The sequence below is a fragment of the Streptomyces fodineus genome (assembly GCF_001735805.1).
In the GTDB taxonomy this organism is placed as follows: Bacteria; Actinomycetota; Actinomycetes; order Streptomycetales; family Streptomycetaceae; genus Streptomyces; species Streptomyces fodineus.
The window spans coordinates 4,142,800-4,169,773 of record NZ_CP017248.1 but is presented as its reverse complement, the minus strand read 5'-3'; the positions used below and the strand labels follow the sequence as shown (position 1 = coordinate 4,169,773).

The window sequence follows — 26,974 nt, the reverse complement described above, 5'->3', positions numbered from 1 at the left end:
GCCCAAGGTTAGTGACCCACGCCGAACACGCCCGCTGCGCTGCGGGGACCGTGGTGCGCCCGTGACCGGGGCCCGGCGCCGCGCCCCTCCCGGCGCTGCCCCGGCTCTCCCGTCCGCGCCCCGGGCTCTTCCGGCCCCGCCGCGGTCGGCCCGGCCGCCCCGCCCTGCCCGTGGCTGACGGGGGCTCAGCCCTCCTGAAGCGCCATGTACTTGCGGACCGCCGCCAGCGTCTCCGTGTGCAGGGCCTCGCCCGCCGCGAGGAGGCGCGGCAGCAGCTCCCGCTCGGTGGTGACCGCGCGGAACTGCATGGCCGCCGTCACCCCGTGGTCCGGCCGGTGCACGATCTCGATGGGGTCGCCCGCCCGTATCTCACCCGGTTCGATCACCCGGAGGTAGGCGCCCGTCGCGCCCTTCTGGGTGAATCTCTTGACCCAGCCGCGCTCGCCCAGATGGCCCTGGAACGTACGGCACGGGATCCGGCCCGAGGTCACCTCCAGCACCACCCCGGCACCGATCCGCCAGCGCTCGCCGATCAGCGCCCCGCAGACGTCCAGCCCGTCGGTCGTCAGGTTCTCCCCGAAGCAGCCGTTGGCCAGCGATCGGCCGAGTTCGCGCTCCCAGTCGTCGAGGTCCTCGCGCGCGTAGGCGTACACCGCCTGGTCGTCCCCGCCGTGATGCCGCAGCTCGCACACGGCGTCCCCGGCCAGCCCGCTCGCGCCGATCCCCTTGGGGCCCGGCGCCGCCACCCTCACCGGCCCGTCGGCCGGCCGCTTGTCGATGCCCGTCACACCCTGCGCCTGGTCCGTGTACGGCACCGGCGTGGGGCGTCCCAGATTGACCGAGAGAAGCTTCATATCCGCACGGTACGGGACCGCGACTCAAAGCGTCGAGCGAATATCACGCACCATCCCCAAGCAGCCCTTATGCTCGAAGGGTGATCGAGGCCCGTCATCTCCGTGTCCTGCGCGCCGTCGCCACCACCGGGTCCTTCTCGGCGGCGGGGCGCGAGCTGGGCTGCACCCAGCCCGCCGTAAGTCAGCAGATGAAGGCCCTGGAGACCTCGGTCGGCACCCCGCTGCTGGTCCGCAGCGGGCGTGAGATGCGGCTGACCCAGGCCGGGGAAGCCCTGGTCAGACATGCCTCCGGCATCCTCGCCGGGCTCACCGCGGCCGAGGAGGAGGTCGCCGCCATCGCCGGCCTGCGCGCCGGCCGGGTCCGGCTGGTCTCCTTCCCCAGCGGCAGCTCCACCCTGGTCCCCACCGCCCTGGCCGCCCTGCGCGCCGCCCACCCCGGCACCCGTGTCTCCCTGGAGGAGGCCGAGCCCCCGAGATCCGTCGAGCTGCTGCGCGAGGGCGACTGCGACCTGGCCCTGGCCTTCCGCTACGAGGGCGCGGCGGTCGCCGAGGACTGGGACGATCTGGTCGTACGGACCCTGCTGATGGACCGTCTGGTGGCGCTGGTGCCCGAGCGGCACCGGCTCGCGCGCGCGGAGAGCGTCGCCATCGGCGAGCTGGCCCAGGAGCCCTGGATCGCGGGCTGCCCGCGCTGCCGCGGCCAGCTGGTCGAGGTGTGCGAGGGCGCCGGTTTCACCCCGCGCATCGACTTCGCCACGGACGACTACCCCGCGGTGGTCGGCCTGGTCGGCGCGGGCCTGGGCGTCGCCGTACTGCCCCAGCTGGCGGTGGAGTCGGTACGGCCCAGGGGTGTGCGCGCGGTACGGCTGGAACCGGCGGTACGGCGTGAGATCGTCGCCCTCACCCTCCCGGACCTGGCGCAGGTGCCGGCGGTGGCGGCCACGCTGGAACAGCTGGCCCGGGTGGCCGGGCGTCCCGCGTAGCGGGATCCGGTCGCGGGGGGCCGAGGGCGGAGTCAGCGGAGTCATGGGCACGCACCTGGTGAGGCCGCGTGCCCTGGGTGGGGGAAAGAGCGCACCCGGTGGTCTGTGGGTGCTGAAACGTTCCTTCAGTGGTTCGGGGCGGCGTCCGCGCCTGCGGCCGAGGCGGTCACCAGGCGGTTGCGCGCGCGTCCCATCAACTCCTCACGCTCGTCCTCGGTCAGGCCGCCCCACACGCCGTACGGCTCGCGTACCGCCAGTGCGTGCGCCGCGCACTCCGCGCGGACAGGGCACCTCATGCAGACCTCCTTGGCCGAGTTCTCGCGAGCGCTCCGAGCCGCCCCGCGCTCGCCCTCCGGGTGAAAGAAGAGCGAGCTGTCCACGCCGCGGCAGGCAGCCAGCAGCTGCCAGTCCCACAGGTCCGCGTTCGGTCCGGGAAGGCGGGAGAAATCTGCCATTACGTGACCCCTTGTAGCCGTTCTGAGCGGATACGGTGCCAACGACCGTACATCTCCGGTCTAAGGAGATGAAAATATGACTCATTGCGAATCTAGCCTCGGACACCGCGAAACGGGAAGAAAAGCGGCCAAATGGGGCATAGTTGTGATGAAAAGTTGAGGGTCTGTTGCCTGTGTCTGCACCGTGTCGAGGCCCTCACGTAGAGTGCCGAAGACGGCACGCGGCCCCGTAACTCTTTCGAGTGACCGTCGTTGAGAGTGCGGAGGCGGTTGAAAACACAAGCGCTCGGGCAGGCGTCCGAGACGGTCGACCGCACAGGTGACGATTCCGTACCAGCCTGGAGGCTCAAGGTGACGCGCATCAGCTGCGGAGGGCGGTCATGACATCCGTCCTCGTCTGCGACGACTCCCCGCTTGCCCGAGAAGCGCTCCGCCGCGCGGTCGCAACCGTGCCCGGTGTCGAGCGCGTGACGACGGCGGCCAACGGCGAGGAAGTCCTCCGCCGCTGGGGCGCCGACCGCTCCGATCTCATTCTGATGGACGTGCGCATGCCCGGCCTGGGCGGCGTGGAAACCGTCCGCCGTCTGCTGTCCGCCGACCCCGGCGCGCGCATCATCATGCTCACCGTCGCCGAGGACCTCGACGGCGTGGCCCTCGCGGTCGCCGCCGGCGCCCGGGGCTATCTGCACAAGGACGCCTCGCGCGCCGAACTGCGGGCCACTGTGACCCAGGCCCTCGCCGACCCGACCTGGCGCCTCGCCCCGCGTCGGCTCCGCTCGGCCGAGATGGGTGCCGCGCCCACGCTCACCGCGCGCGAGATCCAGGTCCTGGAGGGCATGAGCCACGGCCGCTCCAACGCCGAGATCGGCCGCGAGCTGTTCCTCTCCGAGGACACCGTCAAGACGCACGCGCGGCGCCTGTTCAAGAAGCTCGGCGCCTCGGACCGGGCCCACGCCGTGGCGCTCGGCTTCCGCTGGGGACTGGTCCGGTAGGCGGTGCCCAGCCCTGCGGGGCAGGCGGGACCGGCCGCCACCGGGCAGCACCCGGGGAGCCGGACGGACCTCCGCCTCCCCTGGCAGCAGCCGGGCACCCCGCAGCCGCGGACATCACCCACGAAAGCGCCCCGGCATGCCGTTCGGGGTGCCGCCCGGACCGTCTGCCGCGAACACGGGGCGCCTGCTTCACCGTGCCGGGCTCCCGGGCCGGGAGCGCCGTGCCCCGGCCGGGTGCGGGGCCGGATGAGCGCGCTCCTCGGCGGCTCTTGGTACCGAGGTCGCAACGGGGTGCCCTCGTGGTGCGCGGAAGCGCGCTGCGGCTTCCGGAGCCTGCCGAGCTGTCCTGGTGGTGCGCGGGGGCGCGGGAAAGCGCCCCGCGGCTCCGAGGGCGCATCGAGGCGTCCCGGTGGTGCGCGGCCGAACGGACGCCTCCTGTGGCTACGGGGTCGTACCGCGGCGTGTCCCGGTGGCGCGCGGGGTGCGAGCGCGCGTCCCTCGGCTACGGCGATGTATCGATACGCCTCGGCTGTGCGCGGGCGCATCCCCCGGTGCCGGGTCTTCTCGGTGGGTTCTTCATGTTCTTCGCGTTCTTCGGCGGGCGCGTCGGCCGGCGAGTGCCCTCTTCGGTGGGACTCCCGGTCGCGGGGCAGCGTCGCGGGGCCATGCCGATGCGTCCCGCGTTACCCGCGGGGGCGCGGGACAGTGCCCCGCGGCTCCGGCGTCCTACCGCCGCGTCCCGGAGCGGTGGAGGCGGCCGTGACGCATCTTCGAGGGGTGGACCCGGTCACACCCGAGGCGCCGTGCGGGACCGGAGATCCACTCCGGCAACACCCGTGGTCGGCGCCGGTCGGCGGGCTTCGGGGCGTACCCGGGACGGCTGTTCGCGCCCCCGGCGTACCCCCGCGCAGGACGCTTCGGCGGGCGCTGGGCAAGGCGGCCCGCCGGACGGGCGCTGCTCGTTTCGCCGCGGATGCCGCATCCTTGAGGTGTGGAGTCTCTCGGGGACGAGTTGGTCGAGCGGAAGGGGAGGGCGCAGGGAATGAGTGCCGGCGCGCCTGCTCATAACGCTTCGGTGCACAACCACGAGCACAATGCGACGGACCGGACGGCCGCAAGGCACGATGGACCGATGCGCGACGACGAGGCGGGCACGGCCCACGGGGCGATCGGTGCGCTCGTGCATCGTGCCGTCGACGGGGACGAGCAGGCCACGCACGATCTGCTCGCTCATGTCCACCCCTTGGCGCTGCGCTACTGCCGCACCCGGCTGTCCCGGCTTCCGGGGGACGCGCGCCACTTCGTCGAGGACCTCGCGCAGGAGGTCTGTGTCGCGGTGCTGCTCGCGCTGCCCCGCTATCGCGACACCGGCCGCCCCTTCGAGGCGTTCGTCTTCGCCATCGCCTCCCACAAGGTCGCCGACCTGCAGCGTGCCGCCATGCGTCACCCGGGCTCGACGGCGGTGCCCTCCGACGAGATGCCGGAGCGGCCCGACGACTCCCTCGGCCCCGAGGAGCGCGCCCTGCTCAGCAGCGATGCCGAGTGGGCCAAGAAGCTCCTGGCCAACCTCCCGGAGAACCAGCGCGAACTGCTGCTGTTGCGCATCGCCGTGGGCTTGACCGCGGAGGAGACGGGACAGATGTTGGGAATGTCACCCGGCGCGGTCCGGGTCGCCCAGCACCGGGCACTGAGCCGCCTCAGGGCGCTCGCCGAGCAGTAACACCCTTGTACGGAGCCCCCGCAGCTCCCTCCGGTGAACAGGCACGCCTCCGTTTCCGTACGAACATACGAAGCCTGAAGTCACCCCGTACCGTGGAATTTGCTAGCGATGCTTCCCGTTAGCATGGACATCCGCACCGATCAAGGCCATTTGGGGAAGGTGTCATGACTGCCAACGTCGACGGAGTGCCCGGTAAATTCGCGTCACTCGGGCTGACCTACGACGACGTGCTGCTGCTGCCGGGCGCATCCGAGGTGCTCCCCAACGCGGCCGACACCTCGTCCCGCATCTCCCGCAACGTCCGGGTGAACATCCCGCTGCTGTCGGCGGCGATGGACAAGGTGACCGAGTCCCGGATGGCGATCGCGATGGCCCGGCTGGGCGGTGTCGGTGTGCTGCACCGCAACCTCTCCATCGAGGACCAGGTCAACCAGGTCGACCTGGTGAAGCGGTCGGAGTCCGGCATGGTCACCGACCCGATCACGGTGCACCCGCAGGCCACGCTCGCCGAGGCGGACGCACTCTGCGCGAAGTTCCGCATCAGCGGTGTCCCGGTCACCGATCCGGCCGGCAAGCTGCTCGGCATCGTGACCAACCGCGACATGGCCTTCGAGAGCGACCGCAGCCGCCGCGTGCACGAGGTCATGACCCCGATGCCGCTGGTCACCGGCAAGGTGGGCATCTCCGGCCCCGAGGCCATGGAGCTGCTGCGCAAGCACAAGATCGAGAAGCTGCCGCTGGTGGACGACGAGGGCGTCCTGAAGGGCCTGATCACGGTCAAGGACTTCGTCAAGGCCGAGCAGTACCCCAACGCCGCGAAGGACTCCGAAGGCCGGCTGCTCGTCGGTGCCGCGGTCGGAGCCAGCCCGGAGGCGCTGGAGCGCGCCCAGGCGCTCGCCGGGGCCGGCGTGGACTTCCTGGTCGTCGACACCTCGCACGGCCACAACAGCAACGCCCTGAGCTGGATGTCGAAGATCAAGTCGAGCGTGAACGTCGACGTGGTCGGCGGAAACGTCGCCACCCGCGACGGCGCCCAGGCCCTGATCGACGCCGGTGTGGACGGCATCAAGGTGGGCGTGGGCCCGGGCTCCATCTGCACCACCCGTGTCGTCGCCGGTATCGGTGTCCCCCAGGTCACCGCCATCTACGAGGCGTCCCTCGCGGCCCGTCCCGCCGGTATCCCGCTGATCGGGGACGGCGGCCTGCAGTACTCCGGTGACATCGGCAAGGCGCTGGCCGCCGGCGCCGACACGGTGATGCTGGGCAGCCTCCTCGCCGGCTGCGAGGAGTCCCCGGGCGAGCTGCTCTTCATCAACGGCAAGCAGTTCAAGTCGTACCGGGGCATGGGCTCGCTCGGCGCCATGCAGTCCCGTGGCCAGGGCAAGTCGTACTCGAAGGACCGCTACTTCCAGGCCGAGGTGACCACCGACGAGAAGCTGGTACCCGAGGGCGTCGAGGGCCAGGTGCCCTACCGCGGTCCGCTCGCCAACGTCCTGCACCAGCTGGTCGGCGGTCTGCGCCAGACCATGGGCTACGTCGGCGCCGCCACCATCGCGGAGATGGAGTCCAAGGGCCGGTTCGTACGGATCACCTCGGCGGGTCTGAAGGAGAGCCACCCGCACGACATCCAGATGACGGTCGAGGCGCCGAACTACAGCAGCAAGAGGTAGCTCTCAGGTAGCACGACCGCGCTTCCACGCGCGCGTGCAGGCCAGGCAACGGCGGTCCCGGAGCATCCGGGGCCGCCGTTGCCGTACCCGTCGGCGATACTGGAAGACGCTGAAACGCAGAGGGAAAGGCCACAGACGTGACTGAGATCGAGATCGGGCGCGGCAAGCGCGGCCGCCGGGCGTACGCCTTCGACGACATCGCCGTCGTCCCCAGCCGCCGTACGCGGGACCCGAAGGAGGTCTCGATCGCCTGGCAGATCGACGCCTACCGCTTCGAGCTGCCCTTCCTGGCCGCCCCCATGGACTCGGTCGTCTCCCCGGCCACCGCGATCCGCATCGGCGAGATGGGCGGCCTCGGCGTCCTCAACCTCGAGGGCCTGTGGACGCGGTACGAGGACCCGCAGCCGCTGCTGGACGAGATCGCCGAGCTGCCCGCCGAGCAGGCGACCCGCCGCCTCCAGGAGATCTACGCGGCGCCCATCAAGGAAGAACTGATCGGCGCCCGTATCAAGGAGGTGCGCGACTCCGGCGTGGTCACGGCGGCCGCGCTCTCCCCGCAGCGCACCGCCCAGTTCTCCAAGGCGGTCGTCGACGCGGGCGTGGACATCTTCGTCATCCGCGGTACGACGGTCTCGGCGGAGCACGTCTCGTCCTCGCACGAGCCGCTGAACCTGAAGCAGTTCATCTACGAGCTGGACGTCCCGGTGATCGTCGGCGGCTGTGCCACCTACACCGCCGCGCTGCACCTGATGCGCACCGGCGCGGCCGGCGTCCTGGTCGGCTTCGGCGGCGGCGCCGCGCACACCACGCGCAACGTGCTGGGCATCCAGGTCCCGATGGCCACGGCCGTCGCCGACGTGGCCGCGGCCCGCCGTGACTACATGGACGAGTCCGGCGGCCGGTACGTGCACGTGATCGCGGACGGCGGTGTCGGCTGGTCCGGCGACCTGCCCAAGGCGATCGCCTGCGGTGCCGACGCGGTGATGATGGGCTCCCCGCTGGCCCGCGCCACGGACGGGCCCGGCAAGGGCCACCACTGGGGCATGGAGGCGGTCAACGAGGAACTGCCCCGCGGCAAGAAGGTCGACCTCGGCACGGTCGGCACCATCGAGGAGATCCTCACCGGCCCGTCCCACACCCCCGACGGCTCGATGAACTTCTTCGGCGCCCTGCGCCGCGCGATGGCCACCACCGGCTACAGCGAGCTGAAGGAGTTCCAGCGGGTCGAGGTGACGGTGGCGGACAGCCAGCACAAGCGCTGACGCCCGCGACGCGAAGGGCCCGGCCACCGATGAGGTGGCCGGGCCCTTCGCGTCGCGGGGACGGCGTTACGCGGCGGCCTTCTTGGCTCCGGAGAACGCGGCGAACGCGGCGATGGCGAAGAAGAGGAAGGTCAGCGGGTCGGCGTTGTCCTTCCATGCCTGCTGGACGATGTCGAAGTGCTGGAAGAACAGCTCGCCGAAGCTCACGTGCAGCTGGTCGGCGCCGATCATCGCCTCGCCCACCAGCTGGCCGATGTACACCGAGCCGAGCGCGAGGACGGCGCCCACGACGGGAAGGACCGGGTTGCGGCCGCCCGCCTTGCCGGCCGCGAGACCGACCACGAAGCCGACACCGACGGCCGCATAGCCGATCTCGTGCTTGGTGGCGCCGATGACGAGGCCGTAGAGCCCCGCGGTGACGACGGCCGCGACCACCGCGGCGACCACGCCGAGGACGACGTTGTTCCGGGCCGGCGCGGTCGGCGCGGGCGGCGCGGCGAACGCGCCCGGCTGGGCCGGGTAGGCGCCCGGCTGCGGCGGGTACGGCGCGCCGGCCGGGGCCTGCTGGGCGTACGGGTTGCCGCCGACCGGACCGGGCTGCGGCTGCTGCGGCGGTGGAGCTGACTGGCTCATGACAGAAATCCCCCCGATATGGAGCAAAACTGAAGAACGGAAACGGAAAACCCCCGCACGCGCGTGTGCGGCGAGTCCGGGGGAGATTAACAGCCGGGGACGACAACACCCCCGGCCGTTTTCCGTTCGTGACCGGGCTCAGAGCCGGTGCGCCGCCCCCGTGGGCGTGGCCCCGCGTGTGTCCAGCAGCAGCTGGGCCTTCACCGACAGCCCCTGCAGGTCGTACGTGCGGTGCTGCTGGAGCAGGATCGTCAGGTCGGCGTCGGCCGCGGTCTCGTAGAGCGCGTCCGCGCGCGGGACCGGTCGGTCCAGGACGTTCCAGGAGGCCACCAGCGGGTCGTGGAAGCTGATGGAGGCGCCCAGCTCCATCAGCCGGATCGCGATCTCCTGGGCCGGGGTGCCCTGGAGGTCGGCGAGGTCGGGCTTGTAGGTGACGCCGAGCAGCAGCACGCGCGCGCCGCGGGCGGACTTGCCGTGCTCGTTGAGCAGGGTGGCGGCGCGCTGGACGACGTAGCGGGGCATGCGGTGGTTGACCTGCTGGGCCAGCTCCACCATCCGCAGCGTGCGGGTGGCGTGCCCGGTCAGGTCCTGCGGGACGCCGTGCCCGCCGACGCCGGGACCGGGGCGGAACGTCTGGAAGCCGAAGGGCTTGGTCTCGGCGCACCGGATCACGTCCCACAGGTCGACGCCCAACTCGTGGCAGAGCACGGCCATCTCGTTGACGAGCGCGATGTTGACGTGCCGGAAGTTGGTCTCCAGCAGTTGCACGGTCTCCGCCTCGCGCAGGCCACGCGCGCGTACCACCTTGTCGGTGAGCCGGCCGTAGAAGGCGGCGGCCGACTCGGTGCACGCGGGGGTGAGGCCGCCGATGACCTTGGGGGTGTTGGCGGGAGTGTGGTCGCGGTTGCCGGGGTCGACCCGGCTGGGCGAGTAGGCGAGGTGGAAGTCGCGGCCGGCGCGCAGCCCCGAGCCCTTCTCCAGCAGGGGCCGCAGGAACTCCTCCGTCGTGCCGGGCAGCACCGGCGACTCCAGGATGACCGTGGTGTGCGGGCGCAGCTGCTCGCCCAGGGTGCGGGCGGCCGCCTCCACCTGGCCGAGGTCGAGTCCGCCGTCGGCGCCGCGCGGGGTCGGCGCGCAGATCACGGCGGTGCGTACCCGGCCGAGCTGGGCCGCGTCGGTGCCGGGCCGGAAGCCTGCCGCGTGCATCCGGCGCAGCTCGGCGGGGCTGAGGGAGCCGGCCTCGGGCCCCGTGGTGAAGCCGATGGTAGGGATGTTTGCGGCGACGGCGGCCTGGGCGAGGGGCAAGCCGTAGGGGCCGAGTCCGATGACGGCGAGGTCTGCGGGCATGCGTGGGCCGTCCTTCCCAGTAGCCGAATCAGGACAGGTGCGCAACCGCTGGCGACAGGTTGAGCGAGTGCACTGTCAGACTAGGTACACATATGACTGTTATGTGTGATTGTGTTCGTGTGTCTTCCGAGGGTTGTGCGTGAGTTGTCCACAGGTTGGAAGGCCGTGGTGGCTGAAGTCGGGCAACCCGGTCAGAATTTGGGCATGAGGAGGGGATGAAACCGGGCTTCGCCCAGCGGGTGCGGCCGACGGATGCGAGTCTGCGACAGCGGGAGGCAGCGGTGAGGACAGCGACTCTGGGTCCGGCGCAGCGCGCCGAGGCACTGGCGGCGATGGCGGAGCGCGAGCTGGACCTGCTGGTGATCGGCGGCGGAGTCGTCGGCGCGGGCACCACGCTGGACGCGGTCACCCGCGGCCTGTCCACCGGCCTGGTCGAGGCCCGCGACTGGGCGTCCGGCACTTCCAGCCGGTCCAGCAAGCTGATCCACGGCGGCCTGCGCTATCTGGAGATGCTCGACTTCGCCCTCGTACGGGAAGCGCTGAAGGAGCGCGGGCTGCTCCTGGAGCGGCTCGCCCCCCACCTCGTCAAACCGGTGCCGTTCCTGTACCCGTTGCAGCACAAGGGCTGGGAGCGGCTGTACGCGGGCTCGGGCGTGGCCTTGTACGACGCGATGTCCATGGCGCGCGGGCATGGCCGGGGGCTGCCCCTGCACCGGCACCTGACCCACCGTCAGGCCCTGCGCGTGGCCCCCTGCCTGAAGAAGGACGCCCTGGTCGGCGCCCTGCAGTACTACGACGCCCAGATGGACGACGCCCGCTTCGTGGCCACGCTGGTGCGCACGGCGGCGTCCTACGGCGCGAAGGCGGCCAACCGCGCGCGCGTGACCGGGTTCCTGCGCGAGGGCGAGCGGGTGGTCGGCGCCCGCGTGCAGGACGTGGAGGGCGGCGGGGAGTACGAGATCCGCGCCAAACAGATCGTCAACGCGACCGGCGTGTGGACCGACGACACGCAGGGCATGGTGGGGGAGCGCGGCCAGTTCCACGTCCGCGCCTCCAAGGGCATCCACCTGGTCGTGCCCAAGGACCGCATCCACTCCAGCACCGGCCTGATCCTGCGTACCGAGAAGTCCGTCCTGTTCGTCATCCCCTGGGGCCGGCACTGGATCATCGGCACCACCGACACCGACTGGGACCTCGACAAGGCCCACCCGGCCGCCTCCAGCGCCGACATCGACTATCTGCTGGAGCACGTCAACTCGGTGCTCGCGGTGCCGCTCGGCCGCGACGACGTACAGGGGGTGTACGCCGGTCTGCGCCCGCTGCTCGCCGGCGAGTCCGACGCCACCAGCAAGCTGTCCCGCGAGCACACGGTCGCCCATCCGGCGCCGGGACTCGTGGTCGTGGCGGGCGGCAAGTACACCACCTACCGGGTGATGGCGAAGGACGCGGTCGACGAGGCGGTGCACGGCCTGGACATGCGCGTCGCCGACTGTGTGACGGAGGAGATCCCGCTGCTGGGCGCGGAGGGCTACCAGGCGCTGTGGAACGCGCGCGCCCGGATCGCCGCCCGCACCGGACTGCACGTGGCCCGCGTGGAGCACCTGCTGAACCGGTACGGCGCCATGGCCGAGGAGCTCCTGGACCTCGTCGCCGCCGACCCCGCCCTGGGCGCGCCGCTGCAGGCCGCCGACGACTATCTGCGCGCCGAAGTGGTGTACGCCGCCTCGCACGAGGGCGCGCGGCACCTGGACGACGTCCTCACCCGCCGCACCCGCATCTCCATCGAAACCTTCGACCGGGGCACCCGCAGCGCCCGTGAGGCGGCCGAGCTGATGGCACCGGTCCTCGGCTGGGACAAGGGCCAGATCGAGCGCGAGGTGGAGCACTACGAGAAGCGGGTGGAGGCCGAGCGGGAGTCGCAGCGCCAGCCGGACGACCTGACGGCGGACGCGGCGAGGCTGGGGGCGCCGGACATCGTGCCGCTCAGCTGACCGGTGGGGCCGAAGGGGTTTCCACTCCGCGTGGGGCTTTCACTCCGGCAGCCGAGCGCGGGGCGGACGGGCGGCAGCACCGGAGCAACGCCGAACTCGCCCGTGCCCGTACCGGTTTCTCCCTGCTTACGGCCCCTCATCCCGGTAAGCGGAACGCCCGCTTCAGAGGGGTTCCGGGTGCGCGGGGGGCGGGCCGCGCCGAGGGGCACCCTGGGCGAGGGGCACTTGTCGGGTGAGAGACAATGGAGGCTCTGTCAGGGCGGGTTGTATGAGGGGACGCATGTCGGAGGCGGAGCGGGCGGGTACATCTCGTCAGGGGACTCGTCAGGACAAGAGCGAGCGTCGTCTCCTCGCCGGGCGGTACCGGCTGGGAGACGTGCTGGGCCGGGGCGGCATGGGCACGGTCTGGCGCGCCGAGGACGAGACCCTGGGCCGGACGGTCGCCGTCAAGGAGCTGCGGTTCCCGTCGAACATCGACGAGGAGGAGAAGCGGCGCCTGATCACGCGCACCCTGCGCGAGGCCAAGGCGATCGCCCGGATCCGCAACAACAGCGCGGTGACGGTCTTCGACGTGGTCGACGAGGACGACCGGCCGTGGATCGTCATGGAGTTGGTGGAGGGCAAGTCCCTGGCCGAGGTCATCCGCGAGGACGGCCTGCTGGAGCCGAAGCGCGCCGCCGAGGTGGGCCTCGCCGTCCTCGACGTGCTGCGCTCCGCGCACCGCGAGGGCATCCTGCACCGGGACGTGAAGCCGTCCAACGTGCTCATCGCCGAGGACGGCCGGGTCGTGCTCACCGACTTCGGCATCGCCCAGGTCGAGGGCGACCCGTCCATCACCTCCACCGGCATGCTCGTCGGCGCCCCCTCCTACATCTCGCCCGAGCGCGCCCGCGGTCACAAGCCGGGACCGGCCGCCGACCTGTGGTCCCTCGGCGGCCTGCTGTACGCGTCGGTCGAGGGCGTGCCGCCGTACGACAAGGGTTCGGCGATCGCCACGCTCACCGCGGTGATGACCGAGCCCCTGGAGGAGCCGAAGAACGCGGGCCCGCTCAGGGACGTCATCCACGGCCTGCTCACCAAGGACCCGGCCAAGCGGCTGGATGACGCCCGGGCCAGGGCCCTGCTCGACGCGGTGATCCACGCGCCCGAGCCGGAGCCGATGGACGCCACGCGCGTGGTTCCGCTGCCGCCGCCGCCCGGCCCGTCCGAGGGCAGGCGCGGCGAGGAGGCCGGGGAGAAGCTGCGCGGCGCGCTGCGTTCGGTGCGCAAGGCGGCCGGGGCGGCCTCCGCGGCGGCGTCGGCGCGGACGAAGAACACCGGCGACACGGACGCGCCGGACACCGGCGCGGCGACGGGCACGGGCGGAGCGACGGGCAAGCGCGCGGCGCCGGGCACGGGCGGTGCCGCAGCCGGCACGGCACGGCCTGCCACTCCGGGTGGGGCACGCCCGGCGACCCCGGGTGGAGCACGGCCGGCCTCCTCCGGTGGAGCGCGGTCCGCATCCGACGGCGGGACGGGCGCCGGAACCGCAGGGCGCCGGACGACTCCTGCCTCCGGTGCCGCCGGTGGGCCGAACTCCAGCGCGAACAAGCCGAGTTCGGGGTGGCCCGTGATGCCGCCGCCGGACCTGGACCTGCCGCCGCGGCCGGCGCCGAGAGCGCCGCTGACGGACGTGGTGCCCAAGCGCACGCTGGTGATCATCGCCGTGGTGGTCGTCCTCGCCGTGCTCGGCACCGTCCTGGCCTTCGCCCTGATGGACGACGGCAAGGGCGGCAAGAGCAGCGGAGCGAAGGCGGCGGCGAGCGCGAGCGCGTCCACCAAGCAGGACAAGGGCGGCAAGGGCAAGGGCAGCGGGACGGGGACGGACGGGGCGAGGCCGTCGTCCGGGACCGGTTCCGGGCCGGGCAACGCGGTCGACACGAGCGCGGCCACCGGCTCGTCCGGCGACTCCGGCTCGAAGAGCGGCGGGAGCGCGCCGGTCGTGACGACCCGCAAGGGCGGCCAGGGGTACTCGATCGGGCTGCCCAAGGGGTGGTCGTACCAGTCCACCGGCGATGCGGGCGACCGCTACACCGGACCCGACGGGCAGATGCTGCTCATCGGCTGGACCGGCAGCCCCAAGAGCGACCCGGTGGCGGACTGGAGGAACCAGGAGCACGGGATGGTGCGCTCCCAGTACCAGCGGATCCGTATCGAGAAGGTGGACTACCGAGGCTGGAACACGGCCGACTGGGAGTTCACCTACGTCGACGGCGCCAAGTACCGCGTCATCGACCGCGGGTTCGTCGTCAACGGCCATCTCGGTTACGGGCTGATGTACACCGCGAAGGCCGCGAACTGGGACAGCGAGCTGCGAAAGGACACCTGGAAGACGTTGACGACGTCCTTCGAGCCCAAGTCGTAGACACCGGGCACCGGTTTGGGGCGTGAGAATCCGTCATCCACTCAATGCGGGTTGCCTCTGGCACGTATCGTGAATGGTTGCGGACCGTACGCAGCCGGAAGTGTGTGCGAAACGGGTCGCCAGGCGAACGGATGTGACCAACCGGGCGGCCGGGGGAGGCAACGTGGACGACTACGCGGGTCGGGTGCTCGCCGACCGCTACCGCCTGCCGTTGCCGCCCTCCGACGAGTACGAACTCACCGAGACCCGCGCCTTCGACACCTACAGCGGCCAGGAAGTGCTCGTCCGGCAGGTGCCGTTGCCGGAGGTCGTCGAGGCCGAGGTGCTCGACACGGAGGGGCTGCCCGAGGGATTCACCGCGCGTGAACGCGGAGCCGGGGGCCGGGCCGGGGCCCGGCGGACGCCGGACGCCCGGACCGCCACCCGGCGGCCCGCCGACCCGGCCGTGCGCCGTGCCGTCGAGGCCGCGCAGGCGGCGGCCCGCATTCCCGACCATCCGCGCCTCGACCAGGTCTTCGACGTGTTCGCCGAGGGCGGTTCGCTGTGGATCGTGAGCGAGTGGGTGGCCGCCCGCCCGCTGGCCGCGCTGCTCGCCGAGCAGCCGTTGTCGCCGTACCGGGCCGCCGAGGTCGCCTCCGACGTGCTCATGGCGCTCCGGGTGCTGCACGCCCACGGCTGGGTGCACCGCAACATCACCGCCCGCACGGTTCTGGTCTGCGACGACGGCCGGGTGATGCTGACCGGCCTCGCCGTCGGCGCCGCGGAGGAGGCGCTGTGCGGGTACGACCCGGTACCGGCCCAGGACGGCATGGAGGGGTCCCCGGGCGCCGCGGCGGTGACCGGGCAAGCGGGGACGGAGAGCGCCGGCTCCGGTTCGGGTACGGGTTCGGAGGTCACGCCGTTCGCCGGTGGCCGGGGGGATGACTCCGGTGCCGGCGCAGTTCCGTCCGCGGACGTCGATCCGGAGGCCGCGCGCCGGGCCGCGATCCAGGCACGGGCGGCCGGAGGGCTCGCGGTGCCGGGGGCCAACGGGGCGTCCGGCACAGCCGGTGTGCCCGGCCAGGCGGGGCAGCGTCCGCTGGAGACCGGCGGGGACATCCGTGCCGCCCGCGCCGGGGCCATCGCGGCGTACCGGGCGGGCGCCCGTGCCGCCGCCCGGGTGCAGGAGGCCCGGCAGAACGGGCGCGCCGCCCTGCCCGGGGCCCGGCCGCCCGCCGAGGGCGGTACCGGCGCCGACCGGACCGACGGCACGGGCACGTCGTCGTACCTCGGCGGCCCGGGCACCAGCACGCCGCCCGGCCGGATCGCCGACCCCTACGGAGTGCAGGGCGCCCCCTGGCCCGGCGCCGCACCGCGCCCCGGTTCCACCGGCACCTCCCCGGCCCTGAGCGGCGGTCCCCGCCCCGGGCTCCCCCCGGCGAACAACCGCCCCGGCCACGCGTCCGTCCCGGGCCAACCGCCCGCCCCGAACCTCGACTCCGCCCACGGCGCCGGCATCGCCCCCGCCCGCCGGGGCTCCGACCTGCCGAACGGCACCGTCCCGGCCCGCCAAGGCACGACCCCGCCCCCCTCCAGCACGCACCCGAACCACACCGACACCCCCACCCGCCCCCACTGGAACGACCCCGCAGCGGCCCTGGCGGGTACCCGGCGTGGTCCCGGAACCGCCCTGGAGGCCGAGCGGGCGCGGCAGGTGCGGATGACCGTGGTGGGGCCGGTGACCGAGCGGTGGGCGCCGGAGCAGGCCGGGCCCGTGCACGAGAACTGGCAGCTGGCGGCGCCGATCGGGCCCTCGACCGACCTGTGGGCGCTCGGGGCGCTGCTGTTCCGGGCGGTGCAGGGGCACGCGCCGTACCCGGAGGAGTCGACGGCCGAGCTGGTGCAGCTGGTGTGCGCAGAGCCGCCCGCCTTCGCCGAGGAGTGCGGCCCGCTCCGGCCGGTCGTGGAGTCGCTGCTGCGTCAGGACCCCACCGAGCGGCTGGACTTCGAGGAGCTGAGCGGCTGGCTGCGCTCGCTGGTGCGCTCTGCGCCCGAGCCGGACGCCGGCACCCATGTCGTGCCGGTGCCGCCCGCCGATCCGAGCCGGCTGCCGATCGTCCGGCGCCGCGGGGAGCTGGTGCGGCTGCGGCGGCGGCGCGCCGGGCTGCCCGAGGTCCATCCGCACGGCCGGCACAAGCGGGCCAGAGCCAGGGAGGAGGCCCGTTCGCCGCGCAGGCTCGGCCGGACCCTGCTCCTGCTGATCCTGCTCCTGCTGGCCGGCGCGGTCGCGTACGCGCTGCTGTTCATGCCGAAGCAGGGGGCGAGCGGGGCCGCGGGCAGCACGGACCGTACGGGCAGCGCGGGGGACGCCGGTCCCGCGCCCTCCTCCACACAGCGGCCCTCCGCGAACCAGAGCGGCGGCCCCTCCGCCTCCGCGCCCGCCACCGAGACCCAGACCGGCGGCGATCCGTCCGTCGCCGACGGCTTCACCCTGCGCAGGGACCCGGAGGGCTTCCAGGTCGCCGTGGCCAAGGGCTGGGACCGCACCCCGAAGAACGGCAGCGGCCAGGTGGTCTACGCGCACGGGAACTTCGAGCTGATCGTCGTACCCGGACGGGACGGCGCCGCGACCTACGGCAGTGACCCGATGGCCTACCAGAGGGACAAGGAGAGCGAACTCCAGCCGTACCGCAACTCCAGCTGGGCCACGGCCACCGGGCTGAGAACCATCGAGGTGGGCGGACGGACCATGGCCGAGGGACAGTTCACGTGGACCGACGGCCAGGGGCAGGACCTGTTCGTGCGGAACATGGCGATCCTGCTGAACGGCCGCTATCACATCGTCCAGGTCCGCGGCCCGGAGACCCAGCGGGACGAGGTGACGCGGCTGTACGAGCAGGCGACGGCGACATACCGCTACACGCGTTGAGCGCCCTGTATACCGGTTGACCGGTCCGGGCCGATTCCGGCGGCCACAAGCGTCACAGTGCTGTCACCTTGGCACCCCGCCCGTTCCCTGTTGGTGGGCCGGTCCTTAGTCTGACCCTGTCAAGAGCATTGCGGGGCAACGTGAATCAGATGCAGGGCCTGCTCATAGCGGGCCGCTACCGGCTTGCCGATTCCATCGGCAGCGGCGGCATGGGCCGGGTATGGCGTGCCCACGACGAGGTGCTGAACCGGACGGTCGCCGTCAAGGAGTTGACCGCCGCGCTCTACGTCTCCGACAGCGACCGGACCGTCCTGCTGGCCCGCACCCGGGCCGAGGCCCGCGCCGCCGCGCGCATCAACCACTCCGCCGTCGTCACCGTGCACGACGTCCTCGACCACGACGGCCGCCCGTGGATCGTCATGGAACTGGTCGAGGGCAACTCGCTGGCCGACGCGGTCAAGGAGCGCGGGCGGGTGGAGCCCAGGGAGGCCGCGCGCATCGGGCTGTGGGTGCTGCGGGCGCTGCGCGCCGCGCACTCCGCCGGCGTACTGCACCGGGACGTGAAACCCGGCAACGTGCTGCTCGGCAGGGACGGCCGGGTCCTGCTCACCGACTTCGGCATCGCCCAGATAGAGGGCGACACCACCATCACCCGCACCGGAGAGGTCGTCGGCTCGGTCGACTACCTCGCGCCCGAGCGGGTGCGCGGCCACGACCCCGGCCCGTCCTCGGACCTGTGGGCGCTGGGCGCGACGCTGTACACGGCGGTCGAGGGCCGTTCGCCGTTCCGCCGTACCTCACCGCTGAGCACCATGCAGGCGGTCGTGGAGGAGCAGGCCGACGAGCCGCGCCACGCCGGTCCGCTCGGCCCGGTCATATCCGCCCTGCTGCGCAAGGAACCGGACCGGCGGCCGGGCGCGGCGGAGGCGGAGCAGCTGCTCACCGACGTGGCGGAGGGTCGCAGCCCGCACACGGCCCAGACCTTCATCCCGGCCCAGGGCTCGGGCGCCCACACCGGCGGCCCGAGCACCTCGGCTTACGGCGCAGCAACGGCCGCTTCGGGGTACGGCGGCGCCGGGCCGGCCACTTCGGAGTACGGCTCCACAGGAGCCACCTCCGGTTACGGCTCTTCAGGAACCACGTCCGGTTACGGCTCGGGCGCCCCTGCCGCCCCGGGCCGTTCCATGACCGGGCCGACGGCCGTCGCCCCGACTCCCCAGGACCCACCGCCGGTACGGCCCCGGCGCCGGCTGCGTACCCTCGTGCTCGTCGTCGCCGTCGCGGCCGTGCTCGGCGGTGGCGCGGCGGTGGCTTTCCAGGAGTGGGGCGGCACGAAGCAGAACACCGGGTCGGGCGGCGGCGCGGGCCCGGCCACGACCTCACCCTCGGCGAGCGGCAGCACCGCGCCGGGCGCCGACGGAAACGTGCCCGCCAGCTGGAAGACCTACCACGACCCGCTCGGTTTCAGCCTCTCCCTGCCCGACGGCTGGAAGCGGAGCATCTACGAGCTCAAGGGCAACCTCAAGCAGATCGATTACTCCCCGGACGGCGGATACCACTTCGTCCGCATCGCCGTCGACAGCTCCCCGGACTTCGCCAACGCCTATGAGCACCAGAAGGACCTGGAACAGCAGCTGCAGCGGCTGGTCGCCTACAAAAAAGTGACCATGCAGGCGAACATCTACCGCGACCGCAACGGCTCGCTGTGGGAGTACACCTGGAACGCGCTGAAGAAGGACCCTCCCCACGTCGCCGGTCCGCGCCACGCGATCGAGGAGACGTACTTCTCGCGCGCCGGCATCGAGTACGCCATCTACATGTCGACGCCGGCCAAGGACTGGGCGAGGACCAGCAAGCAGTTCAAGTGGGTGCTGCAGAGCTGGCAACAGCCGAACGACGGCTGATGCGGCCCCACGACGGCTGATGCGGCCCCACGACGGCTGACGCGGCCCAACTGCGGCTGATACGGCCGAAAACCGCTGGTCGATCGGCCCGGCTTGGCCGATCGGCGCCCCGGAGCGCGCGGGTCCGGTGAGGCATGATGGGGCCCATGGGGACCGAGGGCGCCGACTTCCGGGTGATCGCGGGCCGGTACCGACTTCAGGCACGCATCGGGCGCGGCGGCATGGGCGTCGTGTGGCGGGCCTACGACGAGGTGCTGGGCCGGCGTGTCGCGGTCAAGGAACTCCTCCCGGACGATTCCCTCTCCGAGGACGACGCCCGGCGCCGCCGGGACCGTACCTTCCGTGAGGCACGGGCGGTCGGCCGGCTGCGGCATCCGCACATCATCGTCGTGCACGATGTGGTGGAGCAGGACGAACGCCCTTACCTCGTCATGGAGTTGGTCGACGGCGGCTCCCTCGCCGACCTGATCTCCCGGCAGGGCCCGGTCGACGCCGCCGAGGCCGCGCGCATCGGCATCGCCCTGCTCAGCGCGGTCCGCACCGCGCACGAGGCGGGGGTGCTGCACCGGGACATCAAACCCGCGAACGTGCTGGTCGAGTCCGGCACCGGCCGGGTCGTGCTGACCGACTTCGGCATCGCGCAGGTCGCGGGCGCCACCACCCTCACCGAGACCGGCTCCTTCGTCGGCTCGCCCGAATACACCGCGCCGGAACGGATGTCGGGGCTGCGCACCGGGCCGGAGTCCGACCTGTGGTCCCTGGGTGCGCTGCTGTGCACGGTGCTCAGCGGCGAGTCGCCGTTCCGGCGCGACTCGATCGGCGGCATCCTGCACGCCGTCGTCGCCGCCGAGATCCGGCCGCCCGAGCAGGCCGAGCCGCTGCTGCCGGTCGTACGAGGGCTGCTGGACCGCGACCCCGACCGGCGGCTCGGCGCGGCGGACGCCGAGCAGATGCTGCGGGCGTTCCTGGAGACCGGCCGGACCCCGGAGGCACCGGCCACGCCGTCCGGTGCCACCGCCTCCGGTCCCCTGCACTGGATCGGCGGCGGCCGGACGCCGTGGTCCGGGGCGGCCGGGAGCCGTACGCCGAGGGGCGATGCGGTGGGGAGCCGTACGCCCGAGGCCGCCGCGCCCTACACGCCGACCCAGCAGGACCTGCCGTACGGCGGACCGCAGCCGCCCGCCGGGCCCGCAGCGGCGGCGGAGCCCCCGGCCCGGACGTCCACGCGCGGGGTGCTGGTCGCGGCCCTGCTCGTCGCCGCGCTGGCCGGGGCCGGTGTGTCGGCGGCGGCGCTGTTCCTGCACGGGGACGGCGGCGGGGGCGGCGGCAGCCCCGGCGGCACGGCGACCTCACCGGCGACCGGAACCGGCACGAGCCCGACGGCGCCGCCGACCTCGCGCCCGGCCCCCACCACGACACGCCCGACGGCCAGCGGCCCGGGCCCGGCCGGCTCCCGCACCGCGCCCTCCGGTTACCGCACGGCCCGGGACCCGGCAGGCTTCTCGCTCGCCGTACCACAGGACTTCACCCGCAGCCCGCAGGGCGAGCGCGTCTTCTACCTCTCGCCGGGGGAGACCTTCCGCCTCGGCATCAAGGTCGCCGATCCCCAACCGGGCGGCCCGCAGGCGGTGATGGAACGCTCGGCCGCCAAAGGCCCTTCCGCCAATCCCGGTTACCACGACGGCCGGGTCACCCCCACCACGCACGACGGACATCCGGCCGCGCTGTGGGAGTTCACCTGGGACGGCTTCAGCGCGGCGGAGGGCCCGCGCCACACCTACGACCTGTGCTGGGAGGAGGCCGGGCGGATGTACGACGTGTGGGTGTCGGCGCCGGTCGGCAAGGTGCGCGAGGCCCGGGAGTACTTCGACGTGGCGGCCGACACCTTCTCGGTCACGGGTTCGTGACCGGTTCGCCCCCCTGTGGCTGTGTATGCCGGGGGCGCGCAGCCCCGGCGGTATGGATGACGCATGAGCAGTGACGGGAGAACGAGCCGGGCAAGCATCGGGATGCTCACCCTGGCCTCCTAGGCTGAGGGCATGGCAGCAGACAGCGTGCGGAAGTTCCGGATCGGAAACGTCGAGATCCTGCGTATCGTCGAATGGCAGGGCCCGCTCGCTCCCGCCCGGCGGCTCGTGCCGGACTGCGGACCGGAGCTGTGGAAGGAGTACGAGGACCAGCTCGCCCCCGCGCACTGGGATCCCGGTGCCGACTTCGCGATGTCGGCGTTGCAGACCTGGGTGGTGCGCAGCGCCGGGCGGACGGTGGTGGTGGACACCGGTGTGGGCCGGGACCGGGAGCGGCCCGGCATCCCGCTGTTCCACCGGCGGCCCGGCGACCTGCCCGGACAGCTGCGGCAGGCCGGGGTGGACCCGGGCGAGGTGGACCTCGTGGTGAACACCCACATCCACGCGGACCACGTCGGCTGGAACACCCATGACGTCGACGGGGAGTGGGTGCCGGCCTTCCCGCGCGCCCGGTACCTCCTGCCGGCCGCCGACGACCGCCACTTCGGGCCCGAGGGCGGGTACGGCGGCGGGACGCGCGTGGACGACCGGCTGCTGTACGAGGACAGCGTGGCGCCGGTGCACCGGGCCGGGCAGGCCGTGCTGTGGGAGGACGGACACCGGATCGACGAGCACCTCGTGCTGGAGCCCGCCCCCGGCCACACCCCGGGCTCCTCCGTCCTGCGGGTCGCATCCGGCGGCGAGCGGGCCGTGTTCGTCGGCGACCTGCTGCACAGCCCGGTGCAGATCCTGCACCCCGAGTGCAACAGCTGCTTCTGCCTCGACCCGCGGCAGGCGGCGGTCAGCCGACGCCGGATACTGGAACGCGCGGCGGCCGAACGGGAGTTGGTGATCCCGGCCCACTTCGCCGGTGCCGGCGCGGTGGAGGTCCGCAAAGCGCGGGGCGGCTTCACCCTGCACCGGTGGGCGGCCTGATGTGAGGCGATGGGTGATCCGACCGCACCGATGAGCGGCCCGACCGCCCGCTCGGGCGAAGGCTGGCCGCTTCGCTGTGCTCCGCTTCGACAAGGGCATGGTGCGCGCGGTACTCATGTGACATGAGTGGAGACGGCGAACACCCGCCCGACGCACGTCTGATCGGCGGACGCTACCGGCTGGCCGGACGCCTGGGATCCGGGCCCACCGGGACCGTCTGGCGGGCCGAGGACGAGGCCGCCGGGCGGACGGTCGCCGTCAAGGAGCCGCTGCTGCCCGCCGATCCGGGCACGGACGAGGACGGCCGCCGTACCGCCCACCGGCTCTACCGGGAGGCCCGCGCCGCGGCCCGGGTCCGCCACCCTTCCGCGGTCACGGTGTACGACGTCGTCACCGAGGGCCATGTCCCCTGGATTGTCACGGAGTTGGTGGACGGCGAGTCGCTGCAGGAGATCCTGCGGCGCGGCCCGCTCCCGCCCGCCGAGGCCGTCCGGATCGGGCTCGCCGTCCTCGGTGCGCTGCGCGCCGCCCATGCCGTCGGCATCGTGCACCGGGACGTCAAACCGGCCAACGTCCTGCTGGAGTCCGGCACCGGGCGGGTGGTCGTCACCGACTTCGGCACCGGCGACGGGCACCCCGGGGACGCGCCCGCCGGGTTCGTCGCCCCCGAGCGCGCCGCGGGCCCCGGCGCCGGCCCGGCCTGCGACCTGTGGTCACTGGGCGCCCTGCTCCGCGCCGCCCTCGGAGACGCCGACCCCGGCCCGCTGGGCCCCCTGCTGGACCGGCTGCACGCCGAGGAGCCCGAGGCCCGCCCCGGCGCGGAGGAGGTGATGACGGCGCTGCGGGAGTACCCGGGGCTCACGGCCGCACCGGACGCCGTACGGGAATCCGGCGGCGCTGCACCGGAGGCCACCCGCGCACCGGAGGCCATCCAGGCACCGGAGGTCACCCGCGCACCGGAATCAGCCCACGCCCCGGAGTCCGCCCCCATGCCCTCCTCACCTCCACCCCCCGCCGCCGCTCCCCGACGCCGCACCCCGCGCACCGCGCTCGGGCTGCTCCTGGCGAAAAAAGCCGGATTCGAATGATCGTTCTGCACACCACCGCGTCAACGCCCTGATCAGCACATTCGCTGCCAGTGATCACTGGCAGTATGTGAGCACTCGGTGAATCCGCGTTACCGACGGGTACACAAAGCCTGCGCCCGGGCATACCCTGCGCGTCATGACGGACACGCAGGCCCCGGACAGCACCGGCACCAACCCCCTCGCGCCCGCCCCCCAGGGCGCCCGGACCGCCGCCGACGTGGTCACCCCGGAACTGGTGGCCCAGCTCACCAAGGGCGTCGCCGGCTCCGGCCGTACCGCCAACCACACCCCGTTCACCGGCGAGAAGCTGGCCGACCTGCCCGAGTCCACCCCCGAGGACGTACGCAAGGCCTTCGAGGCCGCCCGCACCGCACAGGCCGTGTGGGAGAGGACCCCGGTACGGCAGCGGGCCGCCGTGCTGCTCCGCTTCCACGACCTGGTGCTGCAGCGGCAGGCCGAGGTGCTCGACCTCATCCAGCTGGAGACCGGCAAGGCCCGGCTGCACGCGCACGAGGAGGTGCAGGCCGTCGCCGTCGCGGCCCGCCACTACGGCCGCAAGGCCCCCGCGTATCTGCGACCCAAGCGGCACACCGGCGCCGTCCCCACGCTCACCAAGGTCACCGAACTGCGCCACCCGCGCGGGGTCGTGGGCCAGATCGCGCCCTGGAACTACCCCCTGGAACTGTCCGTCGGCGACGCGCTGCCCGCCTTCGTGGCCGGCAACGCCGTCGTGATGAAGCCGGACACCGAGACCTGCCTGACGGCGCTCTGGGCGCGCGACCTGCTGATCGAGGCCGGACTGCCCGAGGGCGTCTTCCAGGTCGTGCTCGGTGAGGGCCCGGTCGTCGGCCCGGAGGTCGTCAAGTACGCCGACTACGTCTCCTTCACCGGCTCCACCCGCACCGGCCGCGAGGTCGCCCAGGGCGCCGCCTCCCGCCTGGTCGGCGTGTCCCTCGAACTCGGCGGCAAGAACGCCATGCTGGTGCTCGACGACGCCGACATCGAGAAGGCCGCCGCCGGCGCCGTACGCGCCTGCTTCTCCTCCGCCGGACAGCTCTGCATCTCCATCGAGCGGCTGTACGTCCACGAGTCGGTCGCCGACGCCTTCCTGGAGCGCTTCGCCGCCCGTACCAGGGCCATGCGGCTCGGCAACTCCCTCGCCTACGGCGCCGACATGGGCTCGCTGGTGGGCGAGCGCCAGCTGAAGACCGTCGAACGGCACGTCGAGGAGGCCGTGGCGAAGGGCGCGAAGGTGATCGCGGGTGGCAAGGCCCGCCCGGACATCGGCCCGTACTTCTTCGAGCCCACCATCCTCGACGGCGTCGAGGACTCCATGGCCGTGTGCGAGGAGGAGACCTTCGGCCCGGTCGTGTCCGTCTACCGTTTCAAGACCGAGGACGAGGTGGTCGAGCGCGCCAACGCCACGCCGTACGGCCTGAACTCCTCGGTCTGGACGCGGAACCCCCGGCGCGGCCGCGAGGTCGCCGCCCGTCTGCGCACCGGCACGGTCAACGTCAACGAGGGCTACGCACCCGCCTACGGCAGCGTCCAGTCCCCGATGGGCGGCATGAAGGACTCCGGTCTCGGCCGCCGCCACGGCTCCGAGGGCATCCTCAAGTACACCGAGGCCCAGACGGTGGCCCAGCAGCGGTTGCTGCCGATGGCACCGTCGCTGGGCATGACGGACGAGGGGTACGCCCGCTTCATGAGCACGAGTCTGCGCCTGATGAAGGCATTCCGGTTCCGCTAGAAACACCCGTTCTCGACGAGGAGAGCACGTGTCGCAGGAGAAGTCTGTCCAGACCCGGGACGAGGACGGGTACGACTACGACGTCATCGTGGTCGGATCGGGGTTCGGCGGCTCGGTGTCCGCCCTCCGCCTGACCGAAAAGGGCTACCGGGTGGGCGTGTTGGAGGCGGGCCGTCGTTTCACCCGCACCACGCTGCCCAAGAACTCCTGGGACCTCAAGAACTACCTCTGGGCCCCCAGGCTCGGCATGTACGGCATCCAGCGCATCCACCTGCTGGGCAACGTCATGGTGCTGGCCGGCGCGGGCGTCGGCGGCGGCTCGCTCAACTACGCCAACACCCTCTACGTACCGCCGAAGGCCTTCTTCGACGACCCCCAGTGGCGGGACATCACCGACTGGCAGGAGGAGTTGAAGCCGTACTACGACCAGGCCCAGCGCATGCTCGGCGTACGGCTCAACCCGACCATGACCCCCTCCGACGTGCATCTGAAGGCGGCGGCCCAGCGGATGGGCGTCGGCGACACCTTCCACCTCGCCCCGGTCGGCGTGTTCTTCGGCGACGGCAAGGACGCCGACGGGACGGCGAAGGCGCAGCCCGGTGGGCAGGTCGCGGACCCGTACTTCGGCGGGGCCGGTCCGTCGCGCAACGCCTGCACCGAGTGCGGGGAGTGCATGACCGGCTGCCGGCACGGCGCGAAGAACACCCTGAACGAGAACTACCTCTACCTCGCCGAGAAGGCCGGCGCGGTGGTCCACCCCATGACGACGGTCGTGTCCGTCACGGACGACTCACGGGGCGGATACGCGCTGGCGACCTTGCCGACGGACCGGAAGAAGAAGGGTGAGGGCCGGCTCTTCACCGCGCGCCGGGTCGTCCTCGCGGCCGGCACCTACGGCACGCAGACCCTCCTGCACCGGATGAAGGCCGGCGGCCAGCTGCCGTATCTCTCCGCCCGGCTGGGTGACCTGACCCGCACCAACTCCGAGGCCCTGGTCGGCGCGCAGACCGACAACCGCCGGTACCGGAAGGCGACCGGGGAGGCCAGGGCCGACTTCACGCGGGGCGTCGCGATCACGTCCTCCATCCACCCGGACGAGAACACGCACATCGAGCCGGTCCGCTACGGCAAGGGCTCCAACTCGATGGGCGGCCTGTCGATCCTCCAGGTGCCGTACGCGGAAGGCTCCTCACGCGTGCTGGCCTGGCTGGCGAACGCGGCCAGGCACCCCCTCCTGGTCGCCCGCTCCCTCTCCAACCGCCGCTGGTCGGAGCGGACGATCATCGGCCTGGTGATGCAGTCGCTGGACAACTCCCTGACGACGTACCTCAAACCGGACGGAGTCGGCAAGGGCCTGCTCACCGCCCGCCAGGGCCACGGCGCCCCCAACCCCAAGCAGATCAAGGCCGCCACCCAGGCCGCCTCCGCGCTCGCCACCGAGATCAACGGCTTCGCCGGCAGCAACGTCGGCGAGCTGATGGGCACCCCGCTCACCGCGCACTTCCTCGGCGGCTGCCCGATCGGCGAGTCCCCGGACACGGGCGTGATCGACCCCTACCACCGCCTCTACGGCCACCCCGGTATCTCGGTCGTGGACGGCGCCGCGGTCTCGGCGAACCTGGGCGTGAACCCGTCGCTGACGATCACCGCGCAGGCCGAGCGCGCGATGTCCTTCTGGCCGAACAAGGGCGAGGAGGACGCGCGTCCGGCGCCCGGCGCGGCGTACGAGCGGCTGAAGCCGGTGGAGCCGCAGGCCCCGGCGGTCCCGGCGGAGGCGTTCGGCGCCCTGCGCCTGCCGTTCCTGGGGATGCCGGCGGTCCCGCCGAAGAACTAGCGTCCCGGCAGCCGAAGAGGGACCTGCATCCCCCTCCGAAGGCAGGTCCCTCTCGCTGCTTTTGACTCGGCAGGTTTGATCAGCGAAGACCCGCAACAGTTGCTCGCCTCCCACTCGGTTTTCCTGTGACATGGGTCACGCCTTCTTGGCTGTGCTTGGCGCCGGGAGCTGGGTGCTGGGTCACTCCGGTCATGACGAAGGGCCCCGCGGGACGGAGAGACCGCGGGGCCCTTCTTC

General features: G+C 72.6%; 18 protein-coding genes. 14 read left to right on the top strand and 4 right to left on the bottom strand.

Annotated elements, in window-relative coordinates:
* Nucleotides 1–185: 185 nt before the first annotated feature.
* On the bottom strand, nucleotides 186–854 hold the full coding sequence (locus BFF78_RS17185) for an MOSC domain-containing protein (protein WP_069779178.1): 669 nt from the start codon (nucleotides 852–854) through the stop codon (nucleotides 186–188).
* Nucleotides 855–934: 80 nt separating this feature from the next.
* Between BFF78_RS17185 and BFF78_RS17180 the strand changes: the two genes are divergently transcribed.
* A complete protein-coding gene (locus BFF78_RS17180; protein ID WP_069779177.1) occupies nucleotides 935–1,837 on the top strand; it encodes a LysR family transcriptional regulator in 903 nt (300 codons plus the stop codon).
* A gap of 125 nt (nucleotides 1,838–1,962) precedes the next feature.
* On the opposite strand, the gene BFF78_RS17175 is transcribed toward BFF78_RS17180, so the two are convergent.
* The gene (locus BFF78_RS17175; protein ID WP_069779176.1) at nucleotides 1,963–2,292 is read right to left on the bottom strand and encodes a WhiB family transcriptional regulator; all 330 of its coding nucleotides are present in this window, start codon (nucleotides 2,290–2,292) and stop codon (nucleotides 1,963–1,965) included.
* Nucleotides 2,293–2,672: 380 nt separating this feature from the next.
* On the opposite strand from BFF78_RS17175, the gene BFF78_RS17170 reads away from it, so the two are divergent.
* The 4 genes from BFF78_RS17170 (at nucleotide 2,673) to BFF78_RS17155 (ending at nucleotide 7,936) form a co-directional block, all read left to right on the top strand.
* Nucleotides 2,673–3,284 carry a response regulator transcription factor gene (locus BFF78_RS17170; protein WP_003948568.1) on the top strand — a complete coding sequence of 204 codons (612 nt, stop codon included), beginning with the start codon at nucleotides 2,673–2,675 and terminating at the stop codon, nucleotides 3,282–3,284.
* A 1,132-nt stretch (nucleotides 3,285–4,416) separates the two neighbouring features.
* Nucleotides 4,417–5,004, top strand: a complete 588-nt coding sequence (locus tag BFF78_RS17165) for a sigma-70 family RNA polymerase sigma factor (RefSeq protein WP_030641278.1) — start codon at nucleotides 4,417–4,419, stop codon at nucleotides 5,002–5,004.
* A 164-nt stretch (nucleotides 5,005–5,168) separates the two neighbouring features.
* Nucleotides 5,169–6,674 carry an IMP dehydrogenase gene (guaB, locus tag BFF78_RS17160; protein ID WP_069779175.1) on the top strand — a complete coding sequence of 502 codons (1,506 nt, stop codon included), beginning with the start codon at nucleotides 5,169–5,171 and terminating at the stop codon, nucleotides 6,672–6,674.
* A gap of 137 nt (nucleotides 6,675–6,811) precedes the next feature.
* Nucleotides 6,812–7,936, top strand: a complete 1,125-nt coding sequence (locus tag BFF78_RS17155; protein ID WP_069779174.1) for a GuaB3 family IMP dehydrogenase-related protein — start codon at nucleotides 6,812–6,814, stop codon at nucleotides 7,934–7,936.
* Between the two features lie 66 nt (nucleotides 7,937–8,002).
* Here the strand turns inward: BFF78_RS17155 and BFF78_RS17150 are convergent, their stop codons facing one another.
* Complete coding sequence (locus tag BFF78_RS17150) at nucleotides 8,003–8,569, bottom strand: hypothetical protein (protein ID WP_069779173.1); 567 nt, start codon at nucleotides 8,567–8,569, stop codon at nucleotides 8,003–8,005.
* 138 nt (nucleotides 8,570–8,707) lie between these two features.
* The gene (locus tag BFF78_RS17145) at nucleotides 8,708–9,916 is read right to left on the bottom strand and encodes a nucleotide sugar dehydrogenase (RefSeq protein WP_069779172.1); all 1,209 of its coding nucleotides are present in this window, start codon (nucleotides 9,914–9,916) and stop codon (nucleotides 8,708–8,710) included.
* A gap of 281 nt (nucleotides 9,917–10,197) precedes the next feature.
* On the opposite strand from BFF78_RS17145, the gene BFF78_RS17140 reads away from it, so the two are divergent.
* The 9 genes from BFF78_RS17140 (at nucleotide 10,198) to BFF78_RS17100 (ending at nucleotide 26,737) form a co-directional block, all read left to right on the top strand.
* Nucleotides 10,198–11,907, top strand: a complete 1,710-nt coding sequence (locus BFF78_RS17140) for a glycerol-3-phosphate dehydrogenase/oxidase (RefSeq protein ID WP_069783629.1) — start codon at nucleotides 10,198–10,200, stop codon at nucleotides 11,905–11,907.
* A gap of 280 nt (nucleotides 11,908–12,187) precedes the next feature.
* Nucleotides 12,188–14,311: a serine/threonine-protein kinase gene (locus tag BFF78_RS17135; RefSeq protein ID WP_193433479.1), complete on the top strand. Its 2,124-nt coding sequence runs from the start codon at nucleotides 12,188–12,190 to the stop codon at nucleotides 14,309–14,311.
* Between the two features lie 163 nt (nucleotides 14,312–14,474).
* On the top strand, nucleotides 14,475–17,219 hold the full coding sequence (locus BFF78_RS17130) for a protein kinase (RefSeq protein ID WP_069783628.1): 2,745 nt from the start codon (nucleotides 14,475–14,477) through the stop codon (nucleotides 17,217–17,219).
* Between the two features lie 149 nt (nucleotides 17,220–17,368).
* The gene (locus BFF78_RS17125) at nucleotides 17,369–19,123 is read left to right on the top strand and encodes a serine/threonine-protein kinase (protein WP_069779170.1); all 1,755 of its coding nucleotides are present in this window, start codon (nucleotides 17,369–17,371) and stop codon (nucleotides 19,121–19,123) included.
* 146 nt (nucleotides 19,124–19,269) lie between these two features.
* The gene (locus BFF78_RS17120; RefSeq protein WP_069779169.1) at nucleotides 19,270–21,030 is read left to right on the top strand and encodes a serine/threonine-protein kinase; all 1,761 of its coding nucleotides are present in this window, start codon (nucleotides 19,270–19,272) and stop codon (nucleotides 21,028–21,030) included.
* A 132-nt stretch (nucleotides 21,031–21,162) separates the two neighbouring features.
* Nucleotides 21,163–22,065, top strand: coding sequence for an MBL fold metallo-hydrolase (locus BFF78_RS17115; protein ID WP_069779168.1), 903 nt, complete (start codon nucleotides 21,163–21,165; stop codon nucleotides 22,063–22,065).
* Nucleotides 22,066–22,187: 122 nt separating this feature from the next.
* On the top strand, nucleotides 22,188–23,153 hold the full coding sequence (locus BFF78_RS17110) for a serine/threonine-protein kinase (protein WP_069779167.1): 966 nt from the start codon (nucleotides 22,188–22,190) through the stop codon (nucleotides 23,151–23,153).
* A 136-nt stretch (nucleotides 23,154–23,289) separates the two neighbouring features.
* Nucleotides 23,290–24,903, top strand: a complete 1,614-nt coding sequence (locus BFF78_RS17105) for a succinic semialdehyde dehydrogenase (protein ID WP_069779166.1) — start codon at nucleotides 23,290–23,292, stop codon at nucleotides 24,901–24,903.
* 28 nt (nucleotides 24,904–24,931) lie between these two features.
* Nucleotides 24,932–26,737, top strand: a complete 1,806-nt coding sequence (locus BFF78_RS17100) for a GMC oxidoreductase (RefSeq protein ID WP_069779165.1) — start codon at nucleotides 24,932–24,934, stop codon at nucleotides 26,735–26,737.
* Nucleotides 26,738–26,974: the final 237 nt, after the last annotated feature.